The following is a 22907-nucleotide window of genomic DNA, read 5'->3' on the forward strand; positions in this document are numbered from 1 at the left end:
TGATGCGTTTTGCCATGCTCGCAGCCCTGTGTGTCGCCGCCGGCCTGGGGCTCGCCCGGCCAGCGCTGGCCGACGACGCCACGGCCCCCGCCGCGACGCTGATCGGCAACGCCGCCGCCCTGGCGCAGAAGCTGGCGAAGACGCAATATGTCCACGAGACGAGCATGCTCGGCGCCGTCATCCGCCCCTATGGCGAGGGCCGGCTGGACATCGACGCGGACTGCTCGGGCTGGGTTTCGCACAATCTGGAACGGCTGCCGCTGCATTACGAGGCGGTGCGCGCCTACCAGCCGCAGGTCGCGGGCGAAGCCGGACGGCCCTACCCGCGCGCCACCGTCTACCGCCAGTATTTCGCCAACCTCCCGGCCGGCGCGCCCTTCCAGGAGGTGAAGACGCTGGCGGCGGTGCAGCCCGGCGACATCCTGTCCTGGTGCCTGCCCGGCCATTGCGGCGAACCCTACAGCGGCAAGCCGGCCGACGACACCGGCCACGTCATGGTGGTGATGAGCAAGCCGATCCCCAACGGCCCCGGCGGTGCCTTCCTGATGGTGCTCGACGCCTCGTCGGTCACCCATTACGGCTTCGCCACCCTGCCGCCGGCGGTGCAGGCGGCGCATCCGGAACTCCAGACGCTCTACGCCAATTACCCGACGGTGCGCGAGCAGAGCGAGCTGGTCGACGGCAAGACCCGCACCGTCACCAGCGGGGTCGGCCCCGGCTTCATCCTGTTCGGCACCAACCCGGACGGCAGCGTCGGCAGTTTCCAGTTCGGGCCGGGCGACAGCGTGAACAGCGAGAACATCCGCTTCGCGGTCGGCCGCCCACTTCCCACCCCCTTGGTCCGATAACCCCCCACCGGCTTGGCGGGATTGATCGGCCGGCCCGCAGGGGTGGCGCTACGAACCGACGTAATGCGGCATCAGCTTGGCCTGATCGCCGACATGGACGGTGCAGCGGCTGTCCTGGTTGTGAAAGAAATAGACCTTTCCGGCCTGCCGCTTCTGCTGCGGATCCTCCAGGTTGGCGCCGCCGGAAAAGGCCACCCCGTAGCGCCGGCCGGGCGTCACCGCCCAGTAGAAGCCGTCGCTGCTCTGGATGAAGGCGCCGCGCTGGCACAGGTGCGACAGGGTGCGGTCGAGCGTCGCCAAGCCGTCCAGGCCGTTGGGGAACACGTAGACCTTGCGGCTGTGGGTGTAGCGCATGCGGGGCGGCACGAACTGGCGGGGCGGGTGCACGCGGTATTCCTCGTGCCGCTGGCTGCTCGGCCAGTCGGTCGGCGGCACGTCGCCGGCCGCGACGCCGCCGGCAGCGAGGCCGCCGGCCAGAAGCGCCAGAACCACACCGCCCGGCATGAACCACGGCCGCCGCATCCCGAACTCCCTTCTGCTGCCGACAGGGCCGGCGTCAGGCGGTCGGCGCCTTGAGGAAACCGGCAACGACCGACTGAAGCTCCTTCGGCTTGACCGGCTTGGGCATATGCGCGTCGAACCCGGCATCGGAAAGCCGGCGCCTGTCGGCGTCCGAGGCCAGATTGGTCACCGCCACCACCGGCGTCGCCGCCAGATCGGCGTCGGCGCGGATCTGGCGGACCACCTCGATCCCCGACAGGTTGGGCATGACGATGTCCATCACGACCAGATCGGGCCGCAGATCGCGCATCCGCTCCAGCACGGTCCGCGCGTCGGTCGCCTCGGCGACCTCGTAGCCGCCCTCCTCCAGGCAGCGGACGAAGAGCTTGCGCATCAGCGCGTTGTCCTCCACCACCAGGATCGACGGCGCCGCTCCGCCCCTGTCCGCTCCGCCTCTGTCCATGTCCATGCCGCCGCGCCTTCGCCGTTGGAAAACCGGCATCGGTTCCGGTCCGGTGGCGTTGTCCGGGACCATCACCCGTCACGACGGAGTCTCTAGTGAAAGAAGCGGGACCGGTCAAGCCGGCCCGCCCGGCGGGGCTGCGACACGTTCCACGGCGTTTCCGCTGGCGCGGGCTTGCGGTTTCCGGCCATGGTTCTCCCAACCGCGGCACGACGCCGCGGAACCGGAAAGGGAGACCAGAGACCGTGACCGCCGCCTTCACCCTCCACGGCAACAACAACTCGCAGCCGGCCTTTCGCATCGCCCTGTTCTTCCGCCTCGCCGGCATCCCCTTCACCTACCGCCATGTCGATCTGCGCAGCGGCCAGCAGAAGACGCCCGGCTATCTGGCGATCAACCGCTTCGGCCGGGTGCCGACGCTGGTCCATGGCGACCTCGCTTTGTCGGAATCCAACGTCATCCTGCCCTATCTGGCCGAGCAGACCGGAAAGTTCGGCGGCCGCGACCCGGTCGAGAAGCTGCGTCTGGCCGAATGGCTGAGCTGGCTGGCCGACGTGCTGCTGCCGGTGCAGCGCGCCCGCGCGGTGCGCAAGTTCAACGGCGACGCCAACGCGCTGCCCTGGATCGACGCCTCGGCCGCCTCGGGACTGGCCCTGTTCGACCAGCATCTCGCCGGCCATGACTTCATCGAGGGCGGGCGCGTCACCATCGCCGACATCTTCGCCTTCCCCTGGATCGACCTGCTGGAGGAATCGGCGGTCGACGCCGCCAAATACCCCAACATCCAGGCCTGGGCCGCCCGCATGCGCGCCCTGCCGGGCTTCAAGCCGCAGTATGAGCTGATGCCGACGCAGGACGCCGACTGCTGAGGGCACGGGGGCGCTTGCCCCCTCACCCGGCGACCGGCAGCGCGACCGTCATCCGGAGACCGCCCGACGGGCGGTTCTCGGCGCGGACCCGGCCGCCGAACGCCTCGATGTTGCGGCGGACGATCCACAGGCCGATCCCGAAATGGGTGGACCCGGCCTGCTGGGCCGCCGCCTCGTCCTCCGGCATGCCGCGCCCCGGCTCGCGCTGGGAGAAGTAGCGCTCGAAGATGCGGTCCAGGTTGGCCGGATCGACGCCCGGCCCCTCGTCCTCGACCACCAGCTCGGCCCAGGCGCCGACACGGGTCAGCCGCACGCTGACGGCGCCGTCGGCGGGGGAGAAGCTGACGGCGTTCTCCACCAGATTCTCGACGATGGTCTCCAGCGTCTCCTCGCTGGCCCGCACCACCAGCCCGGCGTCGATCCGCGAGCGCATGTGGAGCTGCCGTTCGGCGAGCAGCCCGGTGTAGCCGCTGGCCATCCGCTCGACCAGCGCCGACAGGTCGACCCGGCGGCGGATCGGGGCCAGCAGGTCGGCCGCCGCCTCGTCCATCCGGCGGGCGAAGGAGACCAGCCCGTCGAGCTTGTCCACCGACTTCTCGATCATCGTCAGGGCGCGCTGGCTGCGGGCGTTGTCGGTCGGCAGGGCGCGGCGCAGCGGCTCCACCGACTGGCGGATCACCGCGATGGGCGTCTTGAAGGCGTGGGCGTTGTCCTCGGCGGCGCGGCGCAGCGAACGGGAGCTGTCGCGCAGCGTGTCGACCAGCCGGTCGAAATCCTCGGCGACCCCGGACAGCTCGGGCACCGTGTTGCGCTCGGCGAAGGACGCCTTGCCGTCGTCCCCGGCCCCCTCGCCACCGACGAGGTCGCGGGCGAGGTCGCCGAAGCGGTGCAGGTTCCGCCACACCCCGGCCAGCACGGCCAGAACCAGCAGGGCCATCGCCAGATAGACCGCCGCCGCCGCCTGGACCGCCGGGGTCCGCCAGTAGGGCCGCCCGAGCGACGAGGCGACGTAGCCCTCGGTCGCGTGGCTGGTCACCAGCGCCCAGCAGCCGAAATTCGTCTTGATCGGGGTGATGGAGGACAGCACCTCCTCGCCGCCCGAGGCGTGCGGCACCCGCATGGCGAGGGTCGAATTCCCGGCGCAGCTCGTGCCCAGCCGGTCGAGCACGCCCTGGCCGAGCAGCTGACGGCGCTCGACGTCGAGATCGGCGGTCGGCAGGCCGGGCGCGGCGGCGACGTAGTAGAAGGCTTCCGCGCCCGAGCCGGCGCGCGGCCGGACCAGCAGCTTCAGCCGCGTGCGCTCGTCGGCGAAGCGGGCGAGCGTACCGCTCAGCGCCGGCAGGGCGCTGCGGTCGATCACCGCCAGCTCCGGCTCCAGCGCGCGGGCGATGAGTTCGCCCTGGCGCTGCGCGCTGTGCAGCAGCAGCAACTGGGAGGCCTCGTCGGCCCGCTGGAACTGGTCGTAGAGCAGGACCGGGACCGCCAGGAACACGAGGGTCAGCAGGACCAGCCGGCTGGCGAGCGAACGCCACAGCCAGCGCAAACGACCGGAGGTCCGGCCATGGAGCGAACGGTCGCGAAGCGGACGGCCGGCATCGCCGGTCGCCCGCGTTCCGGCATCAATCGGCAGCAGCGCCATCGATCAGGGCATCCTCGGCGGTGGAGGCGTCGTCGTCGCGGGAATCGTCGCGCATCTGGGCCGTGCCGCCCTCGCCCTTGCCCCAGCGGTAGCCGAAGCCCGGATAATTCTCGATGCAGGCGAAACCGGCGTCGACCGCGCGGAACTTCTGGCGGATGCGCTTGATGAAGGCGCGGACGTTGGCGCGGTACCCCGACGGGCCGTAGCCGGCCATGAAGCCCTTGCCGTGCACCAGATCGTAGATCTCGCGGTAGGAGACGTCCTCCTCCGGCCGGGTCGACATCAGCTTGACGATGTTGAACTCGGTCAGCGTCAGGTCGATCCGCTTGCCCATCCAGAAGGCACGGCTGTTGTCCAGGCGCAGTTCCAGCTCGCCCAGCGTGTGGACGGTCTGCGGACCGGCGCCCTCGGCCTCCTCGGCGCCGCCCTTGATGCCGTCGAGGATCAGGCGCATGCGCTTGAGCAGGATCGACAGGCTGCGCGACTTCTCGACGAAGTCGAGCGCGCCGCCGGCCAGCGCCGCCTCCTCGTAGATCTGGTCCGACAGCACGGTCAGGAAGATCACCGGAGCGTCGATCCCGCGCGCCCGCATCTGGCGCAGCACGTCGATGCCGTCCATCTTGGGCATGCGCCAGTCGAGCAGCACGATGTCCACCGAGCCGCCGGCGGCGAAGAAATCCAGCGCCGGCTCGCCGCGGTCGAAGGTGATGACCTCGTAGCCCTCGTCGCCGAGGTTGAGGCTGAGCGATTCGCGGAACAGGTCGTCGTCGTCCACCAGCGCGATACGGGCGATCGTCGTCTCGGTCATGGCGGCCATCCCTCCCTTAGCGTCCGGCAGAACCGGCTTGAGCGAGGAGCTGGGCGAAGCATCGATGGTCTGCATCAGGGACATTGGGGCTGCTCTTCATGTCGTAGGAGAGGGCGCGGAAGTCCTGGGAGGCGGTCATATCCATGAAAAAGAAGACCTTGAGCGTGCAATCGCCCTTGGCGTACCGCCAGACCTTGGCCGGCGGCGCCTCTTCCCGCGCAACGGGGGAACCCAGGAGATGAAGGGTCTGGACTTCGTCCAGCCCGACGAGGCTGTCGGGGTCGGCGTTGGGGGTTGCGGGAGCGGGTGGGGGAACCGCGACGACCGGGATGTCGCCTGGAACCGGCGGCGGCAGCGCCGCGACCAGGGGATCGGCGGGGGCCGCCGGCGCGGCGGCCGGAACGACCGGGCGCGGCGTCGGCTTCACCTTCGGCACCGGGGTCAGCATCGCCCGGTTCGCCGACGAGGCATCGGGAAAGCCGGCGCCGGGCGCGCCGGTGGTGCCGGGGCAGCCGGCCAGCAGCAGGACCGCCAGCAGAAGGCCCGCGTGACGGGCTTGGCCGAGCCTGTCGGCTCCGGCATCGGCCGCCTTGCGGAGGACACCCGTCACGGTCATGGGGTCGGGCCTTTCGGAAGCGGAAAACGGGAGAAGGGTTGCCGTACGGTGCGTCCGCCGCCATGATGCCGCTAAATCGCCATCACCGGATCGGCTGAACTGGCCGCGTCTGATGAGCCTAAATTCAGACTATCCTGGTTAATGGCTCGTTAAAGCCACAGGCGCTACCCCCATTTTGCAAAAGCCGATCAATCTTTCCTGAATTTTCGTTTGAATTTCGTTCGATATCAGAGGCAAACGTCCGGGGAAAAACAGGATGGCCTCATCCGATCAACCGTGAAAACGGCCGATCGGACCAGCGGATCGCCGCGCGTGTGTTCGCCGCGCGCGATGTGCGTGACAAGGGAATGACGCTTCGGGGGAAGGCCCAGGGACGGAAAGGGGCAAAAAAGCGGCCCAAAAACAATCGGCGGCGGAGCCACCCGGGTATGGCTCCGCCGCCGGTCAGCCGGACGGGCAACGTGGTCTGTGAGCGTGGTCCGTACTGGGACGGCCACCGGGGCGTTGCCGCTCGAACTCCAGCCTTCAATCCGGCCGGTCGGTCAGACCGGTCGGCGTTGTGGGATCAATGCGTGTCGGGCACCATCCATCACGGATCCAAGGGTGCGCCGGTTCACGCCCTGCGTCAAGTTCGTACCGCGAACAATTTGGGCGGGGTTTCGCTGGACGGGGCACCCCGGCTGGGGTTAGCTGACGCTTGGGAGAAGACGCGCGGCGGCGCCGCGCGACCAACGGAAACAGCGACAGAAGCAGCGGCGGAAAACGCCGCGTGGGGAGCCGAACCGGTGACGAACACGACCGCCGTCCGCATGGACGCGCCGGAGACGCACAGCGTCGCCCGCCGCATCCTGACCGTTTTCCTGCCCTTCGCACTGGCCTATTTCCTGTCCTACCTGTACCGCACCGTCAACGCGGTGATCGCCGACGAGTTGACGGCGGCACTGGGCGTCACGGCGGCCGGGCTGGGTTTCCTGACCAGCGCCTATTTCATCGCCTTCGGGCTGTTCCAGCCGCCGCTCGGCCTGCTGCTCGACCGTTACGGGCCGCGCCGGGTGGAAAGCGCCCTGCTGGTGGTCGCGGCGGCCGGAGCGGCGCTGTTCGCGCTGGGCGGGGATCTGGCGACGCTGGCCGTGGGGCGGGCGTTGATCGGGCTGGGGGTGTCGGCCTGCCTGATGGCGGCGCTGACCGCCAACGTCATGTGGTGGCCGCGCGAACGGCTGCCGCTGGTCAACGGGCTGTTCCTCGCCTGCGGCGGCCTGGGCGCGGTGTTCGCCACCACGCCGGTGCGGCTGCTGCTCGACCTCACCGACTGGCGGGGGCTGTTCCTGGGAATCGCGGCGGCGACGGTGGCGGTCGCCGTGGCGCTGTTCGTCACCGTGCCGGAGCGCCGGCCGGAGGGCTCCGGACACGCCACGCTGGGGGACATGCTGCGCGGCACGGCGGCGGTGTTCCGCAGCCCGGTCTTCTGGCGGCTGGCGCCGGCCTGCGCCACGGTGCAGGGTGGCTTCCTCGCCTACATCAGCCTGTGGGCGGGGCCCTGGCTGCGCGACGTCGAGGCGATGGACCGGCTGGCGGTGGCGACCCACCTGCAACACGCGGCGGTGGCGATGGTGGCCGGCTACGCATCCTTCGGGCTGATCGCCGACGCGGCGCGGCGGTTCGGACTGACGCCGCTGACGGTGCAGACCGTCGGGGTGGGCCTCGCCGTCGCGGTGCAGGGCGCCATGGCGCTGGGTGTCGGCGGGTTGTCGCCGGCGGTGGAATGGGTGCTGTACTCCTATTTCGCCAGCGCCTCGGTGATGGGCTATTCGCTGCTGACCCAACGCTTCCCGGCGGAGCTGGCGGGGCGGGTCAGCACGGCGGTGAACCTGCTGATGTTCGTCGTCGCCTTCACCCTGCAACCGGCCATCGGCGCTTTCCTCGGCCTGTTTCCGGCGGGAGCGGGTTACGCGCCGGAGGGCCACCGCATGGCCATGCTGGCGGTGGTGGCGTTGCAGGCGGCCTGCATGGGCTGGCAGGTGGTGGGGACGCTGCGACACCGTTGACCCTGGACCGTCGCCAACGCTCGCGGGATGCTCCGGTCATCGACTGTGCATGATGACCCCCTGACCACGCTTCCCGGTGTCGATCCGGCTTTCGTGGACCCGAACAAGCTGACGGCCTGTCTGCTGTCCGGATTGCCCACGCCCGCATGGTTGCCTGCCCCCCGACTCACGGGCGCCCTGACCGCCCCGCACAGGGAAAGGGCCGCACCCTGCCGGGATGCGGCCCTTCGTCGTCGTGAAGGCAACCCTCACGCACAACCACGAGCGCGGGCCACCTTCGACGCCGTCGGCCGGCCGATGGCGTCGCTGATGAACGCCCCGGCCCCAACCAGACGATCCAGATCAACCCCGGTCTCAATGCCGAGGCCGTTCAGCATGTAGAGCACGTCCTCGCTCGCCACGTTGCCGGACGCTCCCTTGGCGTAGGGGCAGCCGCCCAGGCCGGCGACCGAGCTGTCGACCACCGCCACCCCCATCTGCAACGCCGCCAGGATGTTGGCCAGCGCCTGCCCGTAGGTGTCGTGGAAATGGACGGCGAGCTTGTCCACCGGGACCTGCTCGGCGACCGCCGCGATCATCGTCTGCGCCTTGGTCGGCGTGCCGGTGCCGATGGTGTCGCCGAGCGAGATCTCGTAGCAACCCATGGCGTAGAGCCTTGCGGCGACCTCCGCCACCGCCGCCGGCGCGATCTCCCCCTCGTAGGGGCAGCCGAGCACGCAAGAGACATAGCCGCGCACCGGCACGCCGGCCGCCTTGGCCTGCTCCATGACGGGGGCGAAGCGGTCGAGGCTCTCGGCGATCGAGCAGTTGATGTTCTTCCGGCTGAAGCTCTCCGAGGCGGCGCCGAACACCGCCACCTCGTCGGCCTTGGCCGCCAGGGCGCCCTCCAGCCCCTTCAGGTTCGGGGTCAGGGCGGCGTAGCGCACGCCGGGCTTGCGCGCGATCCCGGCCAGCACCTCGGCGCTGTCGCCCATCTGCGGCACCCATTTGGGCGAGACGAAGCTGGCCGCCTCGACGACGCCGAGACCGGCGTCGGCCAGCTTCTCGACCAGCGCGATCTTCACGGCGGTCGGCACGAGGGCCTTCTCGTTCTGGAGGCCGTCGCGCGGGCCGACCTCCACCATGCGGACGAATTTGGGCAGGATCATCGGTCAGGTCTCCGCGATGTCGAGAACGAGCAGGTCGGCGCCCTCGGACACTTGGTCGCCCGCCGCGAAATTCACGGCGGAGACGGTCCCGGCCGCCGGGGCTTTGATGGTGTGCTCCATCTTCATGGCCTCCAGCAACATCAAAGGTGCGCCGGCCTCGACAAGCTGCCCGGCCTCGACCAGCACGCGGACCACCGTGCCCGGCATCGGCGCCGTCAGACGGCCGGAGCCACCCTCCTGCTCCGCCGCGCGGGCGCTGGGATCGTCAAGCTTCAGCCGCGACACCACGCCGTCGATCAGCACCGTCAGGTCGAGCCCCTGCGCGACCACCGTCGCCCGCACCCGCCGGCCGCCCAGCCCGGCGGTCAGCACGCCGTCCTCAAAAGACACGCCGGTCGCCCGGATCGGCGCGCCGCCGTCCACCACGACCTCATAGCCGTCGGGCCGGAAATGCAGGGTCACCGCACGGGCGGCATCGCCATCGATCAGGCTGAGATCGTAGTGGCTTTCCTCGTTCAGCCGCCAGCCGTTGGCGAACAGCCAGGGCGAATGCGGGTCCGACGCCGCGCGCAGCGAGGACCGCGCCTCGGCCCGGCGGCGCAGCAGCACCGACAGGGATGCCGCGGCCAGCGCCGCGTCGGCGACCGGGGCCGGCGGCGGCAGCAGGTCGGCGCGGTGGCGCTCGATGAAGCCGGTGTCGATCTCCACCGCGCGGAAGGCCGGGTGCCCGGCGATGGCGCCGAGGAAGCCGATGTTGGTGGTGACGCCGACCACCTCGTAAGCGGCCAGCGCGACGCGCAGGCGGCGGAGCGCCGCGTCGCGGTCCTCGTCCCAGACGATCAGCTTGGCGATCATCGGATCGTAGAACATCGTCACCGCGTCGCCCTCGCGGACGCCGGTGTCGACGCGGACATGGTCGTTCTCGGCCGGCGGGCGCAGGCGGACCAACGTGCCGATGGCCGGCAGGAAGTCGCGCTGCGGATCCTCGGCGTAGAGCCGCGCCTCGAAGGCGTGCCCCTTGCGGGTCAGCTGCTCCTGGCGCAGCGGCAACTCGGCGCCCGCGGCGACGCGCAGCTGCCACTCGACCAGATCGAGGCCGGTGATCTTCTCGGTCACCGGATGCTCGACCTGGAGGCGGGTGTTCATCTCGATGAAGTAGAAGCCGCCATCCTCGTAGAGGAATTCGACCGTGCCGGCGCCGACATAGTTCACCGCCTTGGCGGCGGCGACGGCCGCCTCGCCCATGCGGCGGCGGAGATCGTCGGGCAGGTTGGGGGCCGGCGCCTCCTCGATCACCTTCTGGTGGCGGCGTTGCACCGAGCAGTCGCGCTCGAACAGATAGACACCGTTGCCGTGGGTGTCGCAGAAGACCTGAATCTCGACATGGCGCGGGCGGGAGAGATACTTCTCCAGCAGCAAGCTGTCGTCGCCGAAGGCGGCCTTGGCCTCGCGCTGGGCACCGGCCACCGCGTCGGCCAGTTCACCGGCCGAGCGCACGACGCGCATGCCCTTGCCGCCACCGCCGGCCGACGCCTTGACCAGCACCGGGTAGCCGATGCGCTCGGCCTCGGACGAGAGGGTGGCGAAATCCTGGTCCTGGCCGTGGTAGCCGGGGACCAGCGGCACGTCGGCACCGGCCATCAGCCGCTTGGATTCGGCCTTGGAGCCCATGACGCGGATCGCTTCGATCGGCGGGCCGATGAAGACAACGCCCGCCTCGGCACAGGCCGCCGCGAAGCCGGCGTTCTCCGACAGGAAGCCGTAGCCGGGATGGATCGCCTGCGCGCCCGTCCGCCTGGCGACGTCGAGGATGACGTCGCCGCGCAGGTAGCTCTCGCCGACCGGGGCCGGGCCGATGCAGACGGCCTCGTCGGCCATCTGGACGTGCATGGCCTTGGCGTCGGCCTCGGAATGGACGGCGACGGTCTTGATGCCCATCCGGCGGGCGGTGCGGATGACCCGGCAGGCGATCTCGCCCCGGTTGGCGATGAGAATCGTGTCGAACATTGCGCTGGGCATCGTGATCTCAGCTCCGCCAGGACGGGTTGCGTTTGTCGAGGAAGGCACCGACGCCCTCCTTGCCCTCGGCGCTGGCCCGCTGGCGGGCGATGCGCTCGGCGGTGTCGCGGACGACCGCGTCGGTCAGCGGACGGCGGGCGACGGCGCGGATCAGCTCCTTGGCGGCGGTGACGGCGGTGGGGGCGCTGTCGGTCAGCCCCTTGACGATGCGGGCGACCGCCTCCTCCAGCGCGTCGGATGCCACGATCTCGTGCAGCAGGCCGATGCGCTGCGCTTCCGCGGCGGAGAAGCGCTCGCCGGTCAGGAAGTAGCGCCGGCAGGCGCGCTCGCCGATGGCGCCGATGACGTAGGGGCTGATGGCGGCGGGGATGATGCCGAGCCGCACCTCGGACAGCGCGAAGGTCGCGGTCTCGACGCCGACGGCGATGTCGCAGGCCGAGACCAGCCCGACGCCGCCGCCGAAGGCCGGCCCCTGCACCACGGCGACCGTCGGCTTCGGGCATTCGTCCAGCGTGCGCAGCATGGTGGCAAGCCCCATGGCGTCGGTCACGTTCTCCTCGTAGGAGTAGCCGGCCATCTTCTTCATCCAGCCGAGGTCGGCCCCGGCGGAGAAGCTCTTGCCGACGCCGCGCAGCAGCACGACGCGGACGTCCGGATTCTCGCCGACCTGGCGGAAGGCGTCGGTCAGGCCGGATATCACCTGCTCGTTGAAGGCGTTGTGGACCTCGCCCCGGTTCATGGTGACGGTGGCGACGCCGTTGCCGGCGATGTCGATCAAGATGTCGCTCATGGGGTGCACCATCACATCCGGAAGACGCCGAAGGGGGTCTTCGGCACGGGCGCGTTGAGGGAGGCGGACAGGCCGAGGCCGAGCACCATGCGGGTGTCGGCCGGGTCGATGATGCCATCGTCCCACAGCCGGGCGCTGGCGTAATAGGGGTGGCCCTGGTGCTCGTACTGCTGGCGGATCGGCGCCTTGAAGGCTTCCTCCTCCTCCGCCGGCCAGCTCTTGCCCTGGGCCTCCAGCGCGTCGCGCTTGACCTGGGCCAGCACGCCGGCCGCCTGCTCGCCGCCCATAACCGAGATGCGGGCGTTCGGCCACATCCACAGGAAGCGCGGGCTGTAGGCGCGGCCGCACATGCCGTAGTTGCCGGCGCCGTAGCTGCCGCCGATGACCACGGTGAATTTCGGCACCTTGGCGCAGGCGACCGCCGTCACCAGCTTGGCGCCGTCCTTGGCGATGCCGCCGGCCTCGTATTTGCGGCCGACCATGAAGCCGGTGATGTTCTGGAGGAAGACCAGCGGGATGCGGCGCTGGCAGCACAGCTCGATGAAGTGCGCGCCCTTCAGCGCGGACTCGCTGAACAGGATGCCGTTGTTGGCGACGATGCCGACCGGGTAGCCGTGGATGTGGGCGAAGCCGGTCACCAGCGTCGTGCCGTAGAGCGGCTTGAACTCGTCGAAGCGCGAGCCGTCGACCACCCGCGCGATGACCTCGCGCACGTCGAAAGGCTTGCGCGCGTCGCTGGGGATGACGCCGTAGAGTTCGCGCGGGTCGAAGGCCGGTTCCTCCGGCGCGCGCAGATCCAGGTCGATGCGCTTGGTGCGGTTCAGGTTCGACACCACCGTGCGCGCCATCGCCAGCGCGTGGCCGTCGTTCATCGCGTAATGGTCGGTGACGCCCGAGGTGCGGGAATGGACGTCGGCGCCGCCGAGATCCTCGGCCGAGACGACCTCGCCGGTCGCCGCCTTCACCAGCGGCGGGCCGCCGAGGAAGATGGTGCCCTGGTTGCGGACGATGATCGCCTCGTCCGACATGGCGGGCACATAGGCGCCGCCGGCGGTGCAGCTTCCCATGACGACGGCGATCTGCGGGATGCCGTCCGCCGACATGTTGGCCTGGTTGAAGAAGATGCGGCCGAAATGGTCGCGGTCGGGGAAGACCTCGTCCTGGTTGGGCAGGTTGGCGCCGCCCGAATCCACCAGATAGATGCAGGGCAGGTTGTTGGCTTGCGCGATCTCCTGGGCGCGGAGATGCTTCTTGACCGTCAGCGGGTAGTAGGTGCCGCCCTTCACGGTGGCGTCGTTGACGACGATCATGCATTCCCGGCCGGCGACGCTGCCGATGCCGGTGATGATGCCGGCGGCCGGCACGTTGTCGTCATAGACCTCGTGCGCCGCCATCTGCGACAGTTCGAGAAAGGGCGAGCCGGGGTCGAGAAGCTGGCGGACACGCTCGCGCGGCAGCAGCTTGCCACGCGCGAGGTGCTTGTCGCGGGCCTTCGCGCCGCCGCCCTCCTGGATGGCCGCCACCTTCCGGCGCAAGTCGGCGACGAGCGCCGCCATGGCGTCGGCGTTGGTCTGGAACTCGGCGGAGCGCGCGTTGATGGCGCTCTTCAGGACGGTCATGCCGTCACCCTCCCCCTTGGTGGTCTTTCTTGAAACCGGGTTACTGGACCAGAGCGCGGCTGATGACCAACCGCTGGATGTCGCTGGTGCCCTCGTAGATCTGGCAGACGCGGACGTCGCGGTAGATGCGCTCCACCGGGAAGTCGTTCAAGTAGCCGTAGCCGCCATGGATCTGGATGGCGTCGGAGCAGACCTTCTCGGCCATCTCGGACGCGAACAGCTTGGCCATCGCCGCCTCCTTCATGCAGGGCACTCCGGCGTCGCGCAGGGAGGCGGCGTGCAGCACGAGCTGGCGGGCCGCCTCGACGCGGGTCGCCATGTCGGCCAACCGGAAGGCGACCGCCTGATGCTGGACGATCGGCACGCCCATGCTCTGGCGCTCCTGGGCGTAGCGCACCGCGTGGTCGAGCGCCGCCCGCGCCATGCCGACCGACTGCGAGGCGATGCCGATGCGCCCGCCTTCCAGGTTGGCCAGCGCCACCTTGTAACCGCCGCCCTCGGCGCCCAGCATCAGGTCGGCGGGGATGCGGCAGTCCTCGAAGACGATCTGGCAGGTGTCGGAGCAGTGCTGGCCGAGCTTCTCCTCGGTGCGGGCCACCTGATAGCCGGGGGTGTCGGTCGGCACGATGAAGGCGGTCAGTCCCTTCTTGCCGGCCGCCGGGTCGGTGACGGCGAAGACGATGGCGACGTCGGCGTTGGCGCCCGAGGTGATGAACTGCTTGGTGCCGTTGAGGACCCAGTGGTTGCCGTCGCGCCGGGCGCGGGTCTTGATGGCGGACGCGTCGGAACCGGCCTGCGGCTCGGTCAGGCAGAAGGCGCCGAGCTTTTCGCCGCGCGCCATGGGTTTCAGGAAGCGCTCCTTCTGCTCGGCGTCGCCGAACTTCAGGATGGGCATGCAGCCGACCGAATTGTGCACGCTCATGATGGTGGAGACGGCGCCATCGCCGGCGGCGATCTCCTCGATGGCGAGCGCGTAGGCGACATGGTCGGAGGCGGCGCCGTCGAACGCCTCCGGCACCAGCATGCCCATCAGACCGAGTTCGCCCATCGCGGCGAGCTCCGCCTTGGGGAAGGCGCCGCTGCGGTCACGCTCGGCGGCGGTGGGCGCGAGACGGTCCTGCGCGAAGGCGCGGGCCATGTCGCGGACCATGGTCTGTTCTTCGGTCAGGTGCATGGGGTGTCCTCTTCCCTTCCTTCTTGGTCCCCTCTCCCCCCCGGGGAGAGGGTTAGGGTGAGGGGGTTGCGCTGCGACGAGCGTCCGGCAGACGGTTCCCCCTCACCCCGCCCCTCTCCCTGGGGGGGAGAAGGGGAAGAAGGACAGGGGGAGAGGGAGGTGTCAGCCCACCCGCTCGACCGCGATGGCCGTGGCCTCGCCGCCGCCGATGCACAGGCTCGCGACGCCGCGCTTCAGGTCGTACTTCTCCAGCGCGGCCAGCAGCGTCACGAGGATGCGGGCACCCGAGGCGCCGATCGGGTGGCCGAGCGCGCAGGCGCCGCCATGCACGTTGACCTTGTCGTGCGGCAGGTCGAGGTCGCGCATCGCCGCCATGGTGACGACCGCGAAGGCTTCGTTGATCTCGAACAGATCGACACTGCCGGCGCTCCAGCCGGTCTTCTCGAACAGGGTGCGCATGGCGCCGACCGGGGCGGTGGTGAACAGCGCCGGGGCCTGGGCGTGGTTGGCGTGGCCCTTGATCTCGGCGATCACCCGCAGGCCGCGCTTGTCGGCCTCGCTGCGGGTGGTGACGATCAGCGCGGCGCCGCCGTCCGAGATCGACGAGGCGTTGGCCGCCGTCACCGTGCCGTCCTTGGCGAAGGCCGGCTTCAGCGTCGGGATCTTGGCCGGGTCGGCCTTCAGTGGCTGCTCGTCCTTGTCGACGATGGTGTCGCCCTTGCGGCCCTTGACCGTCACCGGGACGATCTCGGACGCGAAGGAGCCGTTCTCCGTCGCCTTGCGGGCGCGGTTCAGGCTCTCGATGGCGAAGGCGTCCTGCGCCTCGCGGGTGAAGCTGTAGGAGCCGGCGCACTCCTCGGCGAAGGTGCCCATCAGGCGGCCCTTGTCGTAGGCGTCCTCCAGACCGTCGAAGAACATGTGGTCGAGCACCTTGCCATGCCCCATGCGGTAGCCGCCGCGCGCGCGGTCGAGCAGATAGGGGGCGTTCGACATGCTCTCCATGCCGCCGGCCACCACCACCCTGGCCGAGCCGGCCTTGATGACGTCGTGGGCGAACATCACCGCCCGCATGCCCGAGCCGCAGACCTTGGAGATGGTCGTGCAGCCGGCCGCCTTGGGCAGCCCGGCGCCGAGCGACGCCTGGCGCGCCGGGGCCTGACCGACGCCGGCCGACAGCACGCAGCCCATGAACACCTCGTCCACCGAATCGGCCGGCAGGCCGGAGCGCTCCAGCGCTGCCTTGATGGCGGCGGCACCCAGCTGCGGGCCGGTCAGACCTTGCAGGTCGCCCTGGAAGCCGCCCATCGGCGTGCGGGCGGCGGCGGCGATGACGATGCTGTCGGTGCTCATGATGCTCGGTTCCTCTTCCCTCGGATGGGTTCTTCAGCCCTGACGGCGCGTGGCGCTCACGCGGTTTCCTTGAACAGCTCGCGCCCGATCAGCATGCGCCGGATCTCGCTGGTGCCGGCGCCGATCTCGTAGAGCTTGGCGTCGCGCAGCAGGCGGCCGGTCGGGTATTCGTTGATGTAGCCGTTGCCGCCCAGGGTTTGAATGGCCTCCAGCGCCATCCAGGTCGCCTTTTCGGCCGAGTAGAGGATGGCGGCGGCGGCGTCCTTGCGGGTGGTCTCGCCGCGGTCGCAGGCTTTGGCCACCGTGTACACATACGCCTTGGCGGCGTTCATGATGGTGTACATGTCGGCCAGCTTGCCCTGCATCAGCTGGAACTCGCCGATCGGCTGGCCGAACTGCTTGCGGTCGTGCAGGTAGGGAATCACGATGTCCATGCAGGCCTGCATGATGCCGAGCGGCCCGCCCGACAGCACCGCGCGCTCGTAGTCGAGCCCCGACATCAGCACGTTCACGCCGCGCCCGACGCCGCCCAGGATGTTCTCCTCCGGCACCTCGCAATCCTCGAACACCAGCTCGCCGGTGTTGGAGCCACGCATGCCGAGCTTGTCGAGCTTCTGCGCCACCGAGAAGCCCTTGAAGCCCTTCTCGACCAGGAAGGCGGTGATGCCACGCGGGCCGGCGGCCAGATCGGTCTTGGCGTAGATCACCAGCGTGTCGGCGTCCGGCCCGTTGGTGATCCACATCTTGGTGCCGTTCAGCACATAGCGGTCGCCCTTCTTCTCGGCGCGCAGCTTCATCGACACCACGTCCGAGCCGGCGTTCGGCTCCGACATCGCCAGCGCGCCGATGTGCTCGCCGGAGATCAGCTTGGGCAGGTAGCGGCGCTTCTGCTCCTCGGTGCCGTTCTTGCGGATCTGGTTCACGCAGAGGTTCGAGTGCGCGCCGTAGCTGAGCCCCACCGAGGCGGACGCGCGGGAGACCTCCTCCATCGCGACGACATGCTCCAGATAGCCCATGGCGGCGCCGCCGTATTCCTCCTCCACGGTCACGCCGAGGATGCCGAGGTCGCCCATCTTGCGCCACAGATGGTTGGGGAACTCGTTGGAACGGTCGATCTCGGCGGCCAGCGGGGCGATCTCGGCGGCGGCGAAGTTGCGCACCGAATCGCGCAGCATGTCGGCGGACTCGCCGAGGTCGAAATTCAGGCTGGGATACTGGTTGGACAGCATGGGCGTTTCGCTCCCCTCGGCAATCATCCGCTTGTTGACCATACGTTACCGTATGGCAAAACCTATGGCAAGAGGCGGCGGGGTTGCGCCCGCCGCATTCCTGTCCCTCGCGCTTGGTTCAGGCGCGCGTGTCGTCGATCACCTTGCCGTCGTTCGGCAGGGCTCCGGGGCCGACGAACTCGACCAGCCCCTTCAGCTTGGTGACGGTGGCGAGGCTGTCGCGGATCGCGGCGGCCAACCCCTCCCCGCTCTCCTCCGCCTCGCAGCGCAGCAGCATGGTGTCGCTGGCGTCCTGGCGGCCGACCACCAGCCGGGCACGCGCCACCTGCGGGTGGCGGCGCAGCACCTCGGCCACCTGGCTGGGGTGGACGAACATGCCCTTGACCTTGGTGGTCTGGTCGGCGCGGCCCATCCAGCCCTTGAGGCGCATGTTGGTGCGCCCGCAGGGGCTGGCGCCCGGCAGCACCGCCGACAAATCGCCGGTGGCGAAGCGGATCAGCGGGTAGGCCGGGTTGAAGATGGTGACGACGACCTCGCCGACCTCGCCGTCGGGCACCGGGTCGCCGGTGCCGGGGCGGACGATCTCGATGATGGCGTTCTCGTCGACCACCAGCCCGGCGCGGGCCGGGGTTTCGTAGGCGACGATGCCGAGGTCGGCCGTGCCGTAGCACTGGTACACGTCCACCCCGCGCGCCTCGTAGAAGGCGCGGGCGTCGGGCAGGTAGGGCCCGCCCGACACGCTGGCGATTCGGATCGAGGAGGCGTCGAGCCCAAGCGCGTCGGCCTTCTCCAGGATGATCTTCAGGAAGTCGGGCGTGCCGATGTAGCCGCGCGGCTTCAGATGGGCGACGACCTGGGCCTGCGTCTCGGTGTTTCCGGTGCCGGCCGGGATGACGGCGCAGCCGATGGCGTGCGCGCCCGTCTCGAACATCGAGCCGGCGGGGGTCAGGTGGTAGGCGAAGCAGTTGTGCGCCAGATCGCCGGCGCGGAAGCCGGCGGCGTAGAGCGCGCGGGCGCTGCGCCAGGGATCCTTGCCGTGCGGCTCCGGATCGTGGATCGGACCGGGCGAGGCGAAGACGCGGGCGAGCCGGCCGATCTCCACCGCCGCCAGCCCGCCGAAGGGCGGCGCCGCCTGTTGCAGCGCGATCAGATCCGCCTTGCGCGTCACCGGCAGGGTCGCCAGCGCCGCGCGGTCGCGGATGGCGTCGGCGTCGATGTCGGCGAACAGATGGCGGAAATGCGGGGCGGCGGCCTTGGCGTGAGCGATGTGGGCGGGCAGCGCCGCGAACAGCTCGGCCTCGCGCTGGTCGGAAGAACGGGTTTCGAGCGCGTCGTAGAAGTCGGTCATGGTCGTTCGTCCGGTGGGGCGTCCGTTGAGGGGGCGGCGCTTCGACACTCAAATCCAGCGCTTGCGCCGCTTGAAGCTCTTGAGGTTCTTGAAGCTCTTGCGCTCCTCGTTGCCGCCGCCGAGGTAGAATTCCTTCACGTCCTCGTTGTTGCGCAGCTCCTCGGCGGTTCCGTCGAGCACGACCTTGCCGTTCTCCATGATGTAGCCGCGCGTCGCGGCCTGGAGCGCCATGCGGGCGTTCTGCTCGACCAGCAGGATGGTGACACCCAGATCCTTGTTGATCTGCTGGATGATGCCGAACACCTCCTTCACCATCAGCGGCGACAGGCCCATGCTCGGCTCGTCCATCAGGATCAGCTTCGGCCGGGCCATCATCGCGCGGCCGATGGCGAGCATCTGCTGCTCGCCGCCCGAAAGGTAGCCGGCGAGCCCGGTGCGTTCCTTCAGACGGGGGAAATACTGGAAGACCATGTCGAGGTCGTCCTTCACGCCGTTGTCGCGGCGGGTGAAGGCGCCCAGGCGCAGATTCTCCAGACAGGTCATGTCGGCGATGATGCGCCGGCCTTCCATCACCTGGAAAATGCCCTTGCGGACAATCTTGTCGGGGTCGATGCCGTTGATGCGCTCGCCGGCAAACGTGATGTCGCCGCGCGTGACCTCGCCGTCCTCGGTCTTCAGCAGGCCGGAGATCGCCTTCAGCGTCGTCGACTTGCCGGCGCCGTTGGCGCCCAGCAGGGCCACGATCTCGCCCTCCGGCACCTCCAGGCTGAGGCCGCGGAGCACGAGGATGACGTCGTTGTAGACGACCTCGATGTTGTTGACGGACAGCATCAGCTTCTTGGCGGCCGTGACGGGCGGCGCGACCGGAGCGGCGGCGGTGGCGGGATTCAGCATGCGGCACCTGACGGGGAAGAGGCGGGGACCGCCCCCTCCGCCGGAACCGGCGAAGGGGGCGCCTTTCTCAAGCGGCTTACCAGCCGAGCCATTCCGGCTTGCGCGGGACGTCGACGGTGGTGATCTTCTCCAGCTTGATCGAGCCGTTCTTCACCAGCTCGTCGACGCTGGCGCCGGTGTCGGGCTTGACCGAGGCGCGGTAGATGTTGACCGCCGTCATGCCGCGGTGATCGGTGTCGGTCCAGGTCGAGGGGATGCAGACGCCCTCCAGCCCGGCCGGCACCCAGTCCTTCTTCTGGTACATCGCCTTGCGGATGTTCGGGCCGCTCAGGCCGCCGTTCTTGGACGCCCAGTCCAGCGCCTCCTTCATGTAGAAGGCGGTGCAGACGCCGGCCATGTAGTGCACCGGGCGGTAGGCGGTGCCCGCCGCGTCGGACATCTTGGAGATGTCCTTCATCAGCGCCATGCCCGGCGCTTCGCCGGTCCAGGTCACCGCCGTGCGCATCGGGAACACCACGCCGTCGGCGGCGGCGCCGGCGGCCTTGGCGGCGTTCTCGTCCATGCCCCAAACGTTGCCCATGAACTGCACCTTGGCGCCGACCGTCTGGCAGGCCTTCAGCACCGAGATGTTGGAGCCGGCGGTGTTGCCGAGATAGGCGTAGTTGGCGCCGGCCTCCTTCAGCGTCAGGCACTGGGCGGTGTAGTCGCCCGGCGTCAGCGCGAACTGGACCGCCGGCAGCACGTCGAAGCCGAGTTCCTTGGCGAGCTGCTCGCCGGCGTCCTTGGGCGCGTTCGGGTAGGGATGGTTGGCGCCCATATGGACGTATTTCGGCTTGCCCGAACCGCCCTTCTTCTTCCAGTCCTCGGCCGCCCAGGTCAGCATGCCGCGCAGGCTGTCGGAGTAGGACGGGCCGTAGAAGAAGTTGTAGGGGGCCGGCTTGGAGCCGTGCGAGCCCTTGCCGGTCGGGTCGGTCAGGTGGCCGGAATAGGAGCCGGAATAGGCCGGGATCTCGTCCTTGCCGACGAAGGCGGTCAGCGCCTCGGTGTCGGCGGTGCCCCAGCCCTGGAGGGCGACGATCTTGTCGCTGCCCGACGACCATTTCTTGTACTGGCTGATGGCGCGCGGCGCCTGGTAGCCGTAATCGACGGAGTCGACGGCCATCTTGGTGCCGTTGATGCCGCCCTTGGAATTGATGTAGGCGAGCGCGTCCGACACGCCCTGGGCGTAGGGCACGCCGACGTCCGAGGTGCCGCCCGACTGGTCGGCGAGGTGGCCGATCGGAATGTCGGCCTGCGCGGTGGCGACGCTGCCCAGCAGGACGGCGGCGGAGGCGAACAGCGCGGTCTTCAGCGAACCGGTTTGGAACGTCATGCTGCGTTTACTCCCTATTCGATTCTGTTTGTTGGGGATGCCGGGTGAACCTTGCATGTCCCCGCTTCCGTCATCCCCGCGAAGGCGGGGATCCAGGCTTTGCCAAAGCGATCCGTTCGGCTGGGTCTGGATTCCCGCCTTCGCGGGAATGACGGACGCGGGGTGACCGTCGAGAGCGTGGGACATCAGTGCGAGAAGGGGTAGAGCTTCCAGTAGGCCTTGATCTGCTTCCAGCGGTGGGCGAGGCCATCGGGCTCGAACACCAGGAAGAGGATGATGACGATTCCGACCGACATCTCGCGCAGGAAGGCGATGTTCTCGCGCAGGTTCAGCGCGACGTCGATGGCGGTGCCGCTGACCATCTTGCTGAGCGCCTGCATCAGCTCGGGCAGCAGCACCATGAAGGCGGTGCCCATCAGCGTGCCCATGATCGAGCCCAGGCCGCCGATGATGATCATGCCGAGGAACTGGATCGAGAACAGGATGGTGAAGTTCTCGACCGAGACGAACTGGAGGTAATGGGCGTAGAGCGCGCCGCCGATGCCGGCGTAGAAGGCCGAGATGCCGAAGGACATCGTGCGGTACTTGGTGAGGTTGATGCCCATGATCTCGGCGGAGAGATAATGGTCGCGCACCGCCACCAGGGCGCGGCCGTCGCGGGTCCGCATCAGGTTGGTGCCGAGAATGTACATCACCACCATCGCCACCAGCACGACGTAGAAGTAGCGCTCGTCGGTGTCGAAGGCGAAGCCGAAGACGGTCAGCGGCTCGGCGATGGTGCCGGCGCTGCCGCCGGTGAACCAGTCGGCTCGCCCGAAGAAGTCCTGGAGGATGTACTGCGCCGCCAGCGTCGCGATGGCGAGGTACAGGCCCTTCAGCCTTGCGGCCGGCACGCCGAAGATCAGCCCGACGCCGGTGGTCAGCACGCCGGCCAGCGGGATGGCCAGCGCCACCGGGACGCCCCAGCGGTTGTTCAGCCAGGCCGACGCGAAGGCGCCGAAGCCGAAGAAGGCGGAATGGCCGATCGAGATCTGGCCGGTGAAGCCGACCAGGATGTTGAGGCCGAGCGCCGCGATGCCGAGATAGCCGATCTGGATCAGCAGGCTCAGCCAGTAGCGGTCCATGAAGGCCGGGCAGGCCAGCAGCAGGACGACGCCGAGGATCGCGAAGTTGCGGCTGGTCCTGGTCGGGAAGATGGTGGTGTCGGTCCCGTAGGACGTCTTGAAATCGCCGCTCGGAATGATGCTGACGTTCGCCATTTTGGCCTCACACGCGCTCGATGTCTTTGGTGCCGAACAGGCCGTACGGCTTGATCATCAGGATGGCGATCAGGACGTAGAAGGGGGCGATCTCGTACATGTTGCCCCAGTTCAGCCATTGGCTGTCCAGATAGTGGGCGACATTCTCCAGCACGCCGACGATCAGGCCGCCGACGACGGCGCCGATGACGCTGTCGAGCCCGCCGAGGATCACCGCCGGGAAGACCTTGATGCCGAAGAAGGAGAGCGCCGAGGACACGCCGTTGACGACGCCGACGGTGACGCCCGCCACCGCCGAGACCATGGCGGAGATGGCCCAGCTCATCGCGAACATCTGGCGCACCGAGATGCCGAGCGACTGCGCCACCTGCTGGTCGAAGGCGGTCGCCCGCATCGCCAGCCCCAGCCGCGAGTATTTGAAGAACCAGCCGAAGCCGGCCATGATCAGGATCGAGATGCCGAGCGAGACGACGTAGACCGTCTGCACCTGGAGCCCGAAGATGTCCATGGTGGCGTGGGCGAAGATCGGCGGGAAGGGCTTGGCGAAGACACCGAACATCCACTTCATCGCCGCCTGGAAGACGATCGACAGGCCGATGGTGACCATGATGACCGAGATGATCGGCTCGCCGATCATCGGCCGCAGCACGACGACCTGGAGGACGATGCCGAAGACCAGCATGAAGACGAGCGTGATCGGGAAGCCGATCCAGAAGGGAAGCTGCCAGGAGGTCAGCAGCCACCAGCAGGTCCAGGCGCCGATCAGCAGGAACTCGCCCTGCGCGAAGTTGACGATGCGGCTGGCCTTGTAGATCAGCACGAACGACATGGCGACCACGCCGTACAGCGCGCCGACGATCAGGCCGTTGACGAGAAGCTGGAACAGAAGGGTCATGGCGTGGCCTCGCCGAGGTGG

General features: G+C 69.1%; 20 protein-coding genes. 3 read left to right on the forward strand and 17 right to left on the reverse strand.

The features are described 5' to 3' along the window. The first annotated feature begins 14 nt into the window (after nucleotides 1–14). Nucleotides 15–848 carry a hypothetical protein gene (locus tag J2847_RS21820; RefSeq protein WP_209780940.1) on the forward strand — a complete coding sequence of 278 codons (834 nt, stop codon included), beginning with the start codon at nucleotides 15–17 and terminating at the stop codon, nucleotides 846–848. Nucleotides 849–896: 48 nt separating this feature from the next. On the opposite strand, the gene J2847_RS21825 is transcribed toward J2847_RS21820, so the two are convergent. Then, entirely contained in the window at nucleotides 897–1370 is a 474-nt protein-coding gene (locus tag J2847_RS21825) for a hypothetical protein (RefSeq protein ID WP_209780941.1), read from the reverse strand. 34 nt (nucleotides 1371–1404) lie between these two features. Next, entirely contained in the window at nucleotides 1405–1818 is a 414-nt protein-coding gene (locus J2847_RS21830) for a response regulator (protein WP_233474692.1), read from the reverse strand. Nucleotides 1819–2057: 239 nt separating this feature from the next. Between J2847_RS21830 and J2847_RS21835 the strand changes: the two genes are divergently transcribed. Next, nucleotides 2058–2681 (forward strand): glutathione S-transferase family protein, encoded by a 624-nt coding sequence (locus tag J2847_RS21835; protein WP_209780942.1) that lies wholly within the window; start codon nucleotides 2058–2060, stop codon nucleotides 2679–2681. A 22-nt stretch (nucleotides 2682–2703) separates the two neighbouring features. Here J2847_RS21835 and J2847_RS21840 read toward each other — a convergent pair whose 3' ends face one another. From J2847_RS21840 to J2847_RS21850, 3 genes are read right to left on the reverse strand one after another with little or no spacing between them, the layout of a single operon-like run. Then, on the reverse strand, nucleotides 2704–4320 hold the full coding sequence (locus J2847_RS21840) for a sensor histidine kinase (protein WP_209780943.1): 1617 nt from the start codon (nucleotides 4318–4320) through the stop codon (nucleotides 2704–2706). After that, a complete protein-coding gene (locus J2847_RS21845; protein WP_233474693.1) occupies nucleotides 4301–5128 on the reverse strand; it encodes a response regulator transcription factor in 828 nt (275 codons plus the stop codon). Before J2847_RS21845 ends, J2847_RS21840 begins: the two co-directional genes overlap by 20 nt. Nucleotides 5129–5144: 16 nt before the next feature. Beyond that, the gene (locus J2847_RS21850; RefSeq protein WP_085554701.1) at nucleotides 5145–5744 is read right to left on the reverse strand and encodes a hypothetical protein; all 600 of its coding nucleotides are present in this window, start codon (nucleotides 5742–5744) and stop codon (nucleotides 5145–5147) included. A 785-nt stretch (nucleotides 5745–6529) separates the two neighbouring features. Here J2847_RS21850 and J2847_RS21855 point away from each other — a divergent pair. Further along, nucleotides 6530–7789 (forward strand): MFS transporter, encoded by a 1260-nt coding sequence (locus J2847_RS21855; RefSeq protein WP_209780945.1) that lies wholly within the window; start codon nucleotides 6530–6532, stop codon nucleotides 7787–7789. A 248-nt stretch (nucleotides 7790–8037) separates the two neighbouring features. Here J2847_RS21855 and J2847_RS21860 read toward each other — a convergent pair whose 3' ends face one another. The 12 genes from J2847_RS21860 to J2847_RS21915 all read right to left on the reverse strand — a co-directional run bounded on the left by J2847_RS21860 (nucleotide 8038) and on the right by J2847_RS21915 (nucleotide 22886). Next, entirely contained in the window at nucleotides 8038–8937 is a 900-nt protein-coding gene (locus J2847_RS21860; protein ID WP_209780946.1) for a hydroxymethylglutaryl-CoA lyase, read from the reverse strand. A gap of 3 nt (nucleotides 8938–8940) precedes the next feature. Then, a complete protein-coding gene (locus tag J2847_RS21865) occupies nucleotides 8941–10944 on the reverse strand; it encodes an acetyl-CoA carboxylase biotin carboxylase subunit (RefSeq protein ID WP_209780991.1) in 2004 nt (667 codons plus the stop codon). Between the two features lie 19 nt (nucleotides 10945–10963). Next, on the reverse strand, nucleotides 10964–11746 hold the full coding sequence (locus J2847_RS21870) for an enoyl-CoA hydratase/isomerase family protein (RefSeq protein ID WP_209780947.1): 783 nt from the start codon (nucleotides 11744–11746) through the stop codon (nucleotides 10964–10966). Nucleotides 11747–11757: 11 nt separating this feature from the next. After that, complete coding sequence (locus J2847_RS21875) at nucleotides 11758–13365, reverse strand: carboxyl transferase domain-containing protein (protein WP_209780948.1); 1608 nt, start codon at nucleotides 13363–13365, stop codon at nucleotides 11758–11760. A 40-nt stretch (nucleotides 13366–13405) separates the two neighbouring features. Continuing rightward, the gene (locus J2847_RS21880; protein WP_209780949.1) at nucleotides 13406–14539 is read right to left on the reverse strand and encodes an acyl-CoA dehydrogenase family protein; all 1134 of its coding nucleotides are present in this window, start codon (nucleotides 14537–14539) and stop codon (nucleotides 13406–13408) included. Nucleotides 14540–14701: 162 nt separating this feature from the next. Next, nucleotides 14702–15889, reverse strand: coding sequence for an acetyl-CoA C-acyltransferase (locus tag J2847_RS21885; RefSeq protein WP_209780950.1), 1188 nt, complete (start codon nucleotides 15887–15889; stop codon nucleotides 14702–14704). Between the two features lie 56 nt (nucleotides 15890–15945). Further along, a complete protein-coding gene (locus J2847_RS21890) occupies nucleotides 15946–17118 on the reverse strand; it encodes an isovaleryl-CoA dehydrogenase (RefSeq protein ID WP_209780951.1) in 1173 nt (390 codons plus the stop codon). 118 nt (nucleotides 17119–17236) lie between these two features. Next, nucleotides 17237–18466, reverse strand: a complete 1230-nt coding sequence (locus J2847_RS21895; RefSeq protein ID WP_209780952.1) for a phenylacetate--CoA ligase family protein — start codon at nucleotides 18464–18466, stop codon at nucleotides 17237–17239. Nucleotides 18467–18514: 48 nt separating this feature from the next. After that, entirely contained in the window at nucleotides 18515–19360 is an 846-nt protein-coding gene (locus J2847_RS21900; RefSeq protein WP_233474694.1) for an ABC transporter ATP-binding protein, read from the reverse strand. Nucleotides 19361–19436: 76 nt separating this feature from the next. Then, nucleotides 19437–20732 (reverse strand): ABC transporter substrate-binding protein, encoded by a 1296-nt coding sequence (locus J2847_RS21905; RefSeq protein WP_209780953.1) that lies wholly within the window; start codon nucleotides 20730–20732, stop codon nucleotides 19437–19439. A 185-nt stretch (nucleotides 20733–20917) separates the two neighbouring features. After that, entirely contained in the window at nucleotides 20918–21991 is a 1074-nt protein-coding gene (locus J2847_RS21910; protein ID WP_209780954.1) for a branched-chain amino acid ABC transporter permease, read from the reverse strand. A gap of 7 nt (nucleotides 21992–21998) precedes the next feature. After that, nucleotides 21999–22886: a branched-chain amino acid ABC transporter permease gene (locus J2847_RS21915; protein ID WP_085554520.1), complete on the reverse strand. Its 888-nt coding sequence runs from the start codon at nucleotides 22884–22886 to the stop codon at nucleotides 21999–22001. Nucleotides 22887–22907: the final 21 nt, after the last annotated feature.

It is taken from the genome of Azospirillum agricola (genome assembly GCF_017876095.1).
GTDB lineage: Bacteria > Pseudomonadota > Alphaproteobacteria > Azospirillales > Azospirillaceae > Azospirillum > Azospirillum agricola.

Excerpts from the sequence above, each read along its gene's own strand:
- J2847_RS21860 (WP_209780946.1), bottom strand. The coding sequence starts at position 8,937 with ATGATCCTGCCCAAATTCGTCCGCATGGTGGAGGTCGGCCCGCGCGAC.
- J2847_RS21905 (WP_209780953.1), bottom strand. The coding sequence starts at position 20,732 with ATGACGTTCCAAACCGGTTCGCTGAAGACCGCGCTGTTCGCCTCCGCC.
- J2847_RS21845 (WP_233474693.1), bottom strand. The coding sequence starts at position 5,128 with ATGACCGAGACGACGATCGCCCGTATCGCGCTGGTGGACGACGACGAC.
- J2847_RS21880 (WP_209780949.1), bottom strand. The coding sequence starts at position 14,539 with ATGCACCTGACCGAAGAACAGACCATGGTCCGCGACATGGCCCGCGCC.
- J2847_RS21820 (WP_209780940.1), top strand. The coding sequence starts at position 15 with ATGCTCGCAGCCCTGTGTGTCGCCGCCGGCCTGGGGCTCGCCCGGCCA.
- J2847_RS21900 (WP_233474694.1), bottom strand. The coding sequence starts at position 19,360 with ATGCTGAATCCCGCCACCGCCGCCGCTCCGGTCGCGCCGCCCGTCACG.
- J2847_RS21825 (WP_209780941.1), bottom strand. The coding sequence starts at position 1,370 with ATGCGGCGGCCGTGGTTCATGCCGGGCGGTGTGGTTCTGGCGCTTCTG.
- J2847_RS21915 (WP_085554520.1), bottom strand. The coding sequence starts at position 22,886 with ATGACCCTTCTGTTCCAGCTTCTCGTCAACGGCCTGATCGTCGGCGCG.
- J2847_RS21890 (WP_209780951.1), bottom strand. The coding sequence starts at position 17,118 with ATGCTGTCCAACCAGTATCCCAGCCTGAATTTCGACCTCGGCGAGTCC.
- J2847_RS21840 (WP_209780943.1), bottom strand. The coding sequence starts at position 4,320 with ATGGCGCTGCTGCCGATTGATGCCGGAACGCGGGCGACCGGCGATGCC.
- J2847_RS21910 (WP_209780954.1), bottom strand. The coding sequence starts at position 21,991 with ATGGCGAACGTCAGCATCATTCCGAGCGGCGATTTCAAGACGTCCTAC.
- J2847_RS21895 (WP_209780952.1), bottom strand. The coding sequence starts at position 18,466 with ATGACCGACTTCTACGACGCGCTCGAAACCCGTTCTTCCGACCAGCGC.
- J2847_RS21870 (WP_209780947.1), bottom strand. The coding sequence starts at position 11,746 with ATGAGCGACATCTTGATCGACATCGCCGGCAACGGCGTCGCCACCGTC.
- J2847_RS21875 (WP_209780948.1), bottom strand. The coding sequence starts at position 13,365 with ATGACCGTCCTGAAGAGCGCCATCAACGCGCGCTCCGCCGAGTTCCAG.
- J2847_RS21850 (WP_085554701.1), bottom strand. The coding sequence starts at position 5,744 with ATGACCGTGACGGGTGTCCTCCGCAAGGCGGCCGATGCCGGAGCCGAC.
- J2847_RS21830 (WP_233474692.1), bottom strand. The coding sequence starts at position 1,818 with ATGGACATGGACAGAGGCGGAGCGGACAGGGGCGGAGCGGCGCCGTCG.
- J2847_RS21885 (WP_209780950.1), bottom strand. The coding sequence starts at position 15,889 with ATGAGCACCGACAGCATCGTCATCGCCGCCGCCGCCCGCACGCCGATG.
- J2847_RS21865 (WP_209780991.1), bottom strand. The coding sequence starts at position 10,944 with ATGTTCGACACGATTCTCATCGCCAACCGGGGCGAGATCGCCTGCCGG.